Genomic DNA, 9,158 nt, shown 5'->3' on the forward strand with positions numbered 1-9,158 from the left:
CCGCGGCCGTTCGGGTACGACTACTCCGCGGGCAGGCCCCACGTGCCGGGCGGCGGGCTGGGGGAGCGGGTGGCGGTCGCGTCCGTCGTCGGCTTCGCGCCGCCGATGAACCGCTCCAGCTGCCGCCCGTGCTCGACCCTGCCGGGGAACGGGTCGCCCGCCGTGCGCCGGACCAGCTGCTCGACGGGCAGCTCGACGTGCGAGCCGAGGATGATCAGGTTGCCGAACCGGCGGCCGCGCAGGATGCCGGGCTCGGCGATCACGGCGACGTGCTCGAACACCGCGCGCACGGTCGAGGCCTGGGCGCGGGCGTACACCAGCGCGTTGCCGTCGCCGATGTTGGACGCGTAGATCCCGTCCGCGACCATCGTGCGCGCGGCCTCCTGGACGTACTCCAGCGACGTGAGGTGCGCGGGCGTGCGGGCGCCGGAGAACACGTCGCTCACGACGAGGTCGAACGTCGCGCTCGGCGCGCGGGACATCACCTCGCGGGCGTCGCCGTTGCGGATGCGGATGCGGGCGTTCTTGTCCGGCGGCAGCACGCGCCGCAGCAGGTCGATCAGCGCCGCGTCGATCTCCACGACCTGCTGGGTCGACCTCGGCCTGGTCGCGGAGATGTACCTCGGCAGCGTGAACCCGCCGCCGCCGAGGTGCAGGGCCCGCACGGGCTTGCTCTCGGGCGCCATGAGGTCCACCACGTGGCCGAGGCGCTGGACGTACTCGAACTCCAGGTTCGTCGGGTCGTCGAGGTCCACGTGGGACTGCGCGGTGCCGTTGAGGCGCAGCAGCCAGGCGTTCGGCCGGTCCGGGTCGGGGGACAGCTCGGCCGTGCCGGAGTCGACCTGTTCGCTCAGCGTCTGCGGGGTGTTCCTGCCACGTGCCACGGCACCAGTATCCGCCATGCCCGCGGCGCCCCGGACCGCGTGGGCTGCGCGAACACCCCTGGATCCGCTGCCCGAACCCCCGATAGTGGAACAGGGGTGCGTCCGCCCGTCCGCTCACTGACACGATACGGACCGGTACACCGCTCAACCCTGGAGGACCCCGTGCAGATCGCGGCGAACATCATGGTCGGCCTCGTGGCGATCATCCACTTCTACATCCTGGTGCTGGAGATGTTCCTCTGGGACAAACCGCGCGGGTACAAGGCGTTCGGCCTGACCCCGGAGTTCGCGAAGGAGACCAAGACGCTCGGTGCGAACCAGGGCCTCTACAACGGCTTCCTCGGCGCCGGTCTGCTCTACTCGCTGATCGTCGACGGCGACCCCTCGTTCCAGTTCGCCGTGTTCTTCCTGGTGTGCGTCATGGTGGCCGGGGTCTACGGCGCGCTGACGGCCAGCAAGAGGATCATCTTCGTCCAGACGGTGCCCGCGACCCTCGCCCTCGTCCTGGTGCTGGTCGCTCACTGAGGTCGGGTCCACGGACCCTTGTCCCGGTGGTAGCCGGTGTAGAGGTCACCGGACAGCCGGGCGACCGGTCGCCTCCGCCTGCGCGGGGCGACCGGTTCGGGTTCCGGTTCCGGGTCGGGGTCCACGGCGGGGGGCTCCTCCACTGTGGACGCCGGAACCGGTTCCCGCGTCGCCACGAGCACCGCGAGGGCCGTCGTCACCGGCACCGCCGCCACCAGGCCGATGCTGCCCACGAGCGTCCGGACGATCTCCTGGGCGACCTGCTGCGCCGTGAAGATCTCGAACAGCCCCCTCCCGGACAGCGAGAACGCCAGCAGCAGCGGCAACGCGGCGCCCGCGTAGGCCATGACCAGCGTGTTCACCACCGACGACATGTGGTCGCGGCCGATCCGCAGACCCGCCGAGTACAGCTTGCGGCGGCTCAGCGACGGGTTCGCCCGGCGCAGCTCCCACACCGAGCTGGTCTGCGTCACGGTCACGTCGTCCAGCACGCCGAGCGCGCCGATCAGGGCACCCGCCAGCAGCAGGCCGCGCGTGTCGATGCCGCGACCGAGCAGCGCGACCAGGTTCGCCGTGTCCTCGTCCAGGCCGGTGAGCTTGCCGAACGCCGAGAACAGCGAGCCGAGCGCGCCGATGATCGCCAGGCTGACCAGGGTGCCGAGCACGGCCGTCGACGTGCGCGCCGTCAGCCCGTGCGTGAGGTACAGCACGACGAACATGATCAGCCCGGCGCCGACCACGGCGACCAGCAGCGGGTCCTCGCCTGCCAGGATCGCGGGCAGCACGAACAGGATCAGCACCACGAAGCTGAGCACCAGCGCGCCGAGCGCCTTCAACCCCTGCCAGCGGCCCAGCAGCAGCACGGCCAGCGCGAACAGCGCGGCCAGCACGGCCAGCGGGACCCCGCGCTGGAAGTCGACCAGCTGGTAGGACTGCGGGTCCGTCGGGTTCGCGCCCGCGTAGGCCAGCACGACCGCGTCGTCCACGGCGAACTTCGGCGTCGCGGGCTCGTTCGGCACCGGAACGGTGATCGACCTCCCGGAGGCCTCGCCCTCGGTCATCGTCACCGTGACCAGCAGGCAGTCCCCGGTGCCCGCCTGGCCGCCGCACGACCCCGCGACGACGGCCGTGACGTCGGCCTTGACCGGGCTCTGGCGCAGACCGATCTCCGCGCCCGTCTTCTGGTCGTGGCCGAACGGGTAGAGCAGCAGCGCGCCGACGACCGTCAGCAGCACCAGCGGCACGAGCAGGACCAGCAGCAGCGTGCGGACCTGTCTCGACGCGGGCTCGACGGGACCGTGGCCGTGGCCGTGACCCGTCGTCGGCTGTGCTCGGCGTCGGCGTCGCCCCGTCGGCAGCTTGTCCTCCACGGCGCACATCATTCACGACGACTGGGGTGCCCGTGATCCGGACGGCCCGGCGGACAGGGGTTCTGCTCCGCACCCCACCCGAGCCACACTCGATCCGTGACGACGACGCACTGGACCCCCGACCACGGCCTGGAGTTCGACCCGGTGCCGTACCGCCCGGCCCGGCTGGCCTTCGAGGAATCGCTGCGGATCTCGGCGGACCTGCGCGCGCGGATGGCCGAACGCCGCACGGTGCGGATGTTCTCCCCGGACGCCGTGCCGGACGAGCTGGTGCTCAACGCCATCGCCGTCGCCGCGACCGCGCCCAGCGGCGCGCACCAGCAGCCGTGGACGTTCGTCGTGGTCAAGGACCCCGAGGTGCGCGCCCGCATCCGCGCCGCGGCCGAGCAGGAGGAGCGGGTCTCCTACGCGGGCAGGCTCGGCGAGCAGTGGCTCGAGGCGCTCCGTCCACTCGGGACGGACGACCACAAGCCGCACCTCACCGACGCGCCGCACCTGGTCGTCGTGTTCCAGCAGCGGTTCTACCTCGAAGCCGACGGCAGCACCCGCAAGCACTACTACGTGGACGAGTCCGTCGGCATCGCGGTCGGGATGATGCTGACCGCGCTGCACCTGTCCGGCCTGGCCGCGCTGACGCACACGCCGTCGCCGATGAGGTTCCTCGGCGAGGTGCTGGACCGCCCGCGCAACGAGAAGGCGTTCGCCGTCGTCCCGATCGGCTACCCGGCCGACGACTGCGTCGTGCCGAACCTGGTGCGCAAGTCGCTCGACCAGGTCGTCGTCACGGTCTGACCAGGCGGCGGACGTCGTCGACGATGCCGGGCAGGGCACTGGTGTTGTCGATCAGCGCGAAGAAGTTCCACAGTTCGAGGGCGTGGTGCAGCGAGTAGAGGGCGACGCGGTCGCGCCAGTCGTCGGGCAGCGGCCCGTAGCCCTCCAGCAGACCGGCCAGCTTCGCCCCGTCGCCGCGGATCGAGTAGTAGTCGGTCTTGGCGACGTCGAGCACGGGGTCGGCGGCGATCGCGTTCTCCACGTCGACGAACCCCCTCACCTCCCAGCCGTCCGCCCCGCGGTCCACCAGCACGTTGCCCTCGTGCAGGTCGTTGTGGCACAGGACCGGTGCCGGGCAGCGCGCGAACAGCCCGGCCCGCTCGGCGACGTGCTCCTCCACCGCGCGGCGCAGGTCGGGGTCGCCGCCGAAGAGGGAGAGGGTCCTGGCGAACCGGCGGGTCATGTACCGGTCGTTCGCGGGCTCGGGGTCGACGACCTCGGTCGTGATCTCCCCGAAGCCGTCCTGGCCGATGCCGTGCAGGGCCGCCAGGAACTCCCCGAGACCCCGGTAGAGCCCGCGGTGCTCGTCGTCGGCCAGGCCGGGGGAGACCTCGGACAGCGGGACGCCGGGCACCCTGGTCAGCACGGTGAACGCCCGGTCGAGCAGGCCCCCGGCGCGTTCGACGTGCAGCACCTCGGGGACCGGTCCGACGCCGTGCCGGGCGAGCGTCCGGTAGACGTGCACCTCCTTGTCCTGCCGGTAGCTCCACTCGTCGGCGTAGACCTTGACGATCACCGGTGTGGCGCAGCGCAGCTCGTGGACGCCGCTCAGCTCCCCGCCCGTCCGGCGCACGACCCCGGTGAGGGTCGCCGCGGGCGCGACGCGCCGCAGGATCGCCCGCGCGGCGGAGGGGGTGAGGTCGGCGTCCGGCACGGTCGCGGACGGTAGACCACCCGGTCATCCCCGGCGACCGGTTTTCGGCGCCTCCAGGGGCCGGGCGAAGCGGAAGTGGTCGACGAGCACGTCCCGCGTCGCCGCAATCGCTTGCGCCAACCGGTCGCCGTGCGTGCCGGTCAGCAGCCGCCACGGCACGCCCCGCTCCGCGAGGCCCGCGGTGAACAGACCCGTCATCCGCTCGCGGAGGTGCTCGCCGTCGCGCCAGCCGTCCTGCTCGAACGGCACCCCGACGTGGTCGGTGAGCAGGTACAGCGCGGGCCTGCGGGCGTGCGGGGCGATGTCGGCGTGCGGCGCGCCGAGGTAGCGGTGGCCCCACACGGTCGCCGCCCACGCGTCGTTGTCGCACACCAGCACCGGACCGTCCACCGCGGCGTCCTCGTCGGACTGCTGGCGCACGGCCACGTCCACGAAGTCGCCGACCGTCCAGACCAGACGGTCCACTCCGGTCCCGGGGTCGAAGGCGCGCGCGGCGGCCAGCTTCAGCTCCGTGTGCCGCCTGCCGTGCTCCGGCACCCACGGAGCGGCCAGCTCCGCCGCCAGCGCGCGGGACAGCGTGGTCGTCCCCGTGCTCTCGGCGCCCACCACGACGATCCGCGCGGCCAGGCCCCGCCGGGTCGCCGGGGCCAGGTGGTGCCAGTGCGCGGCCGGGTCGGCGCGCACCGCCGTGCCGGAGACCGGCACCGCCGCGCGCGCCGGGTCCACGGCGACGTGCTCGGCCCCCAGCCGCTTCGCCAGCTCGTCGCCGTAGGCCTCGCTGGAGAACACGGCGTCCACGGGGGCGCCCGCCGGGTCGCCGTCGAGGATGGCCCGCCGGGACAGCACCGACCTCGTGACGCCCACGTGGAGCTCCCAGACCGCGTCGTCCTCGAAGTCCATCGGGTGGTCGTCGAGGTCGCCGAGCACCACCACGCCGGGGTCGTCCGCGTGCTCGGCGGCGAGCCACGACACCCGGTCCGCCAGCGGGATCGACTCGACGCTGGAGCCCAGCACGGCGACGGTGGTGCGCTCGCTGCTCGCCGCCGCCGTGCGGACCAGGTGGTGGTGGCCCGCGTGCGGCGGGTAGAACTTGCCGAGCACCAGCGCGTGGCGGAAGCGGGTCATGCGGCGACCAGGTCCCGGCGGTGGGCCTTCGACCAGGACCGCAGGCCCAGGACGCACAGGGCGATGAAGCCGAGGTACAGGATCGCCGTGAGCCACAGGCCCTTGTAGGCGTAGAGCGGCACGTAGATGACGTCGGCGGCGATCCACAGCCACCACGACTCCAGCTTCTTGCGCGTCTGGCCCCAGGTCGCGAGCAGGGACAGGACCGTGGTGATCGAGTCGGCCCACGGCACCGTGGACGACGTGTAGCTCGTCAGGACCCAGACCAGGACGCCGGTCAGCACGACGCCCGCGACGGCGAGCCAGAGCCACTGCGCCGACGTCGTGCGGCTGACGGGCAGCGGCGTGCGCTCGACGCCGCCGCGCAGCCAGGACCACCAGCCGTAGAGGGCCAGGCCCACGTAGACGACCTGGAGCCCCGAGTCGGCGTAGAGGCCGCTGGTGGCGAACAGGGCCAGGAACGCCAGGTTGTTGAGGATGCCGATGGGCCAGTTCCAGGTGTTCTGCCTGGCCACCAGCCACACGCAGAGGGCGCCCGTCACGAACCCGAACACCTCTCCCCAGGTCGTCGCGGCGCCCGCGAAGGTGAGCGCGGGGGTGGTGAAGGGGATCAGGAGGAAGTCCAACGGGTGACTCCGATTGACGTCGGGTTCGAACACGTGTTCGAATCAATGCCATGCGATGGGACGGCCAAAAGGACGGGGCAGCACCTCAGCAGGCGCTACCGGGGTTGCCGGGGCTCGTGCGCAGCGTACGAACTCCCGAGTTCTCCGGCGTGGTGTTCCACGAGGTGCACGCCAAATCCGTGCTGAACAAGGTGGCGGGCGCCTCGCCCATGCCGTTCAAGTGGACGGTCAACCCCTACCGCGGGTGCACGCACGGGTGCACGTACTGCTTGGACGGTTCCACGCCGGTGCTGCTGGGGGACGGGCGGGTTCGGGCGCTCGCCGAACTCGAAGTGGGCGACGAGGTGTGCGGCACGCGCGGGGGCAGGTACGTGCGCACGACCGTCCTCGCGCACTGGCGGACGGTGAAGCCCGCCTACCGGGTCGTGCTGGAGGACGGCAGGTCGCTGGTGTCCAGCGGGGAGCACCGGTTCCTGAGCACCGAGGGGTGGAGGCACGTCGCCTCCGGTTCGTGCGACCTGCCCCGGCTCTCGGTGGGCGACCGCCTGGTCGGGCTCGGCGGCGCCGTCACCGGTCCGGTGGAGGACGCCGAGTACCGCGGCGGGTACCTGTGGGGCGTGGTCCGGGGCGGTCTGACCACCGAGCCCGAGGCGCTGGAGAGGGCCGAGCGGTACGCGGCGCTCGACCGCGACCGCATCGAGTGGCCCGTGGCCCCGGAGGACAGTTGGACCAAGGGCTTCCTCGCCGGGGTGTTCGACGCCGCGGGCCGGTGCGACGACGGTGTGCTGCGCATCCGCACGGACCACCCGATCGTCGACGCCGTGGTGCTCGGCCTGAAGCGGCTCGACTTCGACTGCACCGTCGAGGACGGCGTGACGAGGCTGCGCGGCGGGGCGTCGGAGGCCCTGCGGTTCTGCCACACCGTCGAGCCCGCCCGCAGCGCGCACCGATCGGTCGACGGCGCGCCCCTGGACGCGACCGCGCGGGTCGTGGCCGTGGAGGCGCTGGGCGAGGACCGTCCGCTGTTCGACATCACCACCGGCACCGGCGACTTCGTGGCCGACGGCGTCGTCAGCCACAACTGCTTCGCGCGCAACTCGCACCAGTACCTCGACCTGGACGCGGGCCACGACTTCGACAGCCAGGTCGTGGTGAAGGTCAACGCCGCCCAGGTGCTCACCCGTCAGCTCCGGTCGACCAGGTGGCGGCGCGAGCACGTCGCGATGGGCACCAACACCGACCCCTACCAGCGCGCCGAGGGCCGGTACCGGCTGATGCCGGGCATCATCACGGCACTGGCCGACTCCGGCACCCCCTTCTCCATCCTCACCAAGGGCACCCTCCTGGCCCGTGACCTCCCCCTGCTGGCCGAGGCGGCCAAGTCGGTCTCCGTGGGCATCGGCGTCTCCCTGGCCCTCCTGGACCGCGACCTCCAGTCCTCCCTGGAGCCAGGCACCCCCAGTCCCCAGTCCCGTCTGGACCTGATCCGCCGAGTCCGCGACGCGGGCCTCCCGTGCGGCGTCTTCATCGCCCCGGTCCTCCCCGCCCTCACCGACTCGAAGGAACACCTGGACGCGCTGCTGGGCGAGATAGCCGCCGCAGGCGCCACCGGCGCGACAGCCCTGGCCCTCCACCTCCGCCCCGGCGCACGCGAGTGGTTCGCCAGGTGGCTGCTCCGTGAACACCCGGACCTGCTGGACGGCTACCGAAACCTGTACGGCACGGGCAGCAACGCCGACAAGCGCTACCGCACCTGGCTCACCGCCCGCCTGCGCCCGCTACTCAGAAGACACGGCTTCGAACCACCCCACAGCCGCCCCGCCACCGGGTCCCCGCCGGAGAGCGACGGCGACGGCGAGGCCAGGTGGCCGGAAGGAGCCCTACCCGCCGACATCCCCACCCAACGCGGGATAGACCGCGACCAACTGACCCTGCTGTAGCCGCAGCACGCGGCGGGCGCGCGGGGCGGGGGCGCGCAGCCGGGGCGGAGGGGCTCTGGGGCGGGGGTGGGGAGCCGCTGGGGGTGGGGAGCCGCTGGGGGTGGGGAAGCGTCGAGGGCGGGGAAGCGCTGAGACGGGAATGGCGACCGGGGGGTGCCTCCGGATCAGCGGGCAGGGAGAGGGGCAGGCCGTCAGGCAGGGGAACGGGCGGACGGCTGGGCAGCGGGGGTGGTCGGCCAGCCGGGTGTGCGGCGGGGTGGCTGGCGAGCGCCCGAGCTGCGTGAAACCAGGGTGCCTGGGCGACTGGGCTGCACGGAAACGGGGTTGGCCGGGTTGCGCGAAAGCGCAAGGCGCAGGACGGCTGGGTACGGCGATGGCGGGGGAAGCGGAACGGTCGAGAATGGCGACGGTAAGGCAATAGGAGAGCCAGGCATCAAGGAAAGGCCGGGCATCAAGGAAGGGGCGGGCGCCAAGGAGGGGCGGGCGTAGAGGAAGGGTAGGCGTCCAAGCGCGTCTGACATCGGGCACCGCACAGTCCAACGACGGGATGGTCGGGTGCAGAGGACGGGCTGGCAGCGGGTGTCGCACAGGCGAACGGTGGGTGGTCGCGCGAAGGGGGTCGGGCAAGCGGAGATAGCTGGACAAGCAGGGCGGGTGGATTCGTGCGACGGTGGCGGCCGGGGCGGCGGGGCGAGTTTCGGCCCGGCGGCTCAAGTTTTGCCACCGACCCGCCGACCTGCTGGCTCGCTGGCCTGCTGACTCGCCGAACTGCCGAACTGCCGAACTGCCGGCTTGAGGGCTTGAGGGCTTGTGAGTCTGCCGAGTCCCCAGGTAGGCATGAGTAGCCATCGCCACCCCTGGACAGGTCGGGATCATCTGCCAGCCATGACCGATTTCGCGCGAAAGTGAGTCGGGGCCTTCCCTGAAACGTGGCCGATTTTACTCGGGGGATTTGACCCTTAAAATTTGTGATCGGGCAGGCT

General features: G+C 72.2%; 8 protein-coding genes. 3 read left to right on the forward strand and 5 right to left on the reverse strand.

Annotation, left to right across the window (positions count from 1 at the left end; genetic code table 11):
* Positions 1-20: 20 nt before the first annotated feature.
* The gene (locus tag AC156L_RS00550) at positions 21-884 is read right to left on the reverse strand and encodes a spermidine synthase (protein ID WP_330882565.1); all 864 of its coding nucleotides are present in this window, start codon (positions 882-884) and stop codon (positions 21-23) included.
* 162 nt (positions 885-1,046) lie between these two features.
* On the opposite strand from AC156L_RS00550, the gene AC156L_RS00555 reads away from it, so the two are divergent.
* On the forward strand, positions 1,047-1,409 hold the full coding sequence (locus tag AC156L_RS00555) for a DUF1304 domain-containing protein (RefSeq protein ID WP_330882564.1): 363 nt from the start codon (positions 1,047-1,049) through the stop codon (positions 1,407-1,409).
* Here the strand turns inward: AC156L_RS00555 and AC156L_RS00560 are convergent.
* Complete coding sequence (locus AC156L_RS00560) at positions 1,403-2,788, reverse strand: YibE/F family protein (RefSeq protein WP_414720111.1); 1,386 nt, start codon at positions 2,786-2,788, stop codon at positions 1,403-1,405. The two genes, AC156L_RS00555 and AC156L_RS00560, sit on opposite strands and share 7 nt — an antisense overlap.
* An 87-nt stretch (positions 2,789-2,875) precedes the next feature.
* On the opposite strand from AC156L_RS00560, the gene AC156L_RS00565 reads away from it, so the two are divergent.
* Positions 2,876-3,571, forward strand: coding sequence for a nitroreductase family protein (locus AC156L_RS00565; protein ID WP_330882559.1), 696 nt, complete (start codon positions 2,876-2,878; stop codon positions 3,569-3,571).
* Here the strand turns inward: AC156L_RS00565 and AC156L_RS00570 are convergent.
* Genes AC156L_RS00570 through pnuC form a run of 3 tightly spaced genes read right to left on the reverse strand, consistent with a single transcriptional unit; the run spans position 3,561 to position 6,235 of the window.
* Positions 3,561-4,484 (reverse strand): phosphotransferase family protein, encoded by a 924-nt coding sequence (locus AC156L_RS00570; protein WP_330882557.1) that lies wholly within the window; start codon positions 4,482-4,484, stop codon positions 3,561-3,563. The genes AC156L_RS00565 and AC156L_RS00570 overlap by 11 nt on opposite strands.
* A gap of 24 nt (positions 4,485-4,508) precedes the next feature.
* Positions 4,509-5,609 (reverse strand): AAA family ATPase, encoded by a 1,101-nt coding sequence (locus tag AC156L_RS00575; protein WP_330882555.1) that lies wholly within the window; start codon positions 5,607-5,609, stop codon positions 4,509-4,511.
* A complete protein-coding gene (pnuC, locus tag AC156L_RS00580; RefSeq protein ID WP_330882553.1) occupies positions 5,606-6,235 on the reverse strand; it encodes a nicotinamide riboside transporter PnuC in 630 nt (209 codons plus the stop codon). Before pnuC ends, AC156L_RS00575 begins: the two co-directional genes overlap by 4 nt.
* A 50-nt stretch (positions 6,236-6,285) precedes the next feature.
* Between pnuC and AC156L_RS00585 the strand changes: the two genes are divergently transcribed.
* Positions 6,286-8,175, forward strand: a complete 1,890-nt coding sequence (locus AC156L_RS00585; RefSeq protein ID WP_330882551.1) for an intein-containing Rv2578c family radical SAM protein — start codon at positions 6,286-6,288, stop codon at positions 8,173-8,175.
* The last annotated feature ends 983 nt before the right edge of the window (positions 8,176-9,158 follow it).

The sequence above is a fragment of the Umezawaea sp. genome (assembly GCF_057122925.1).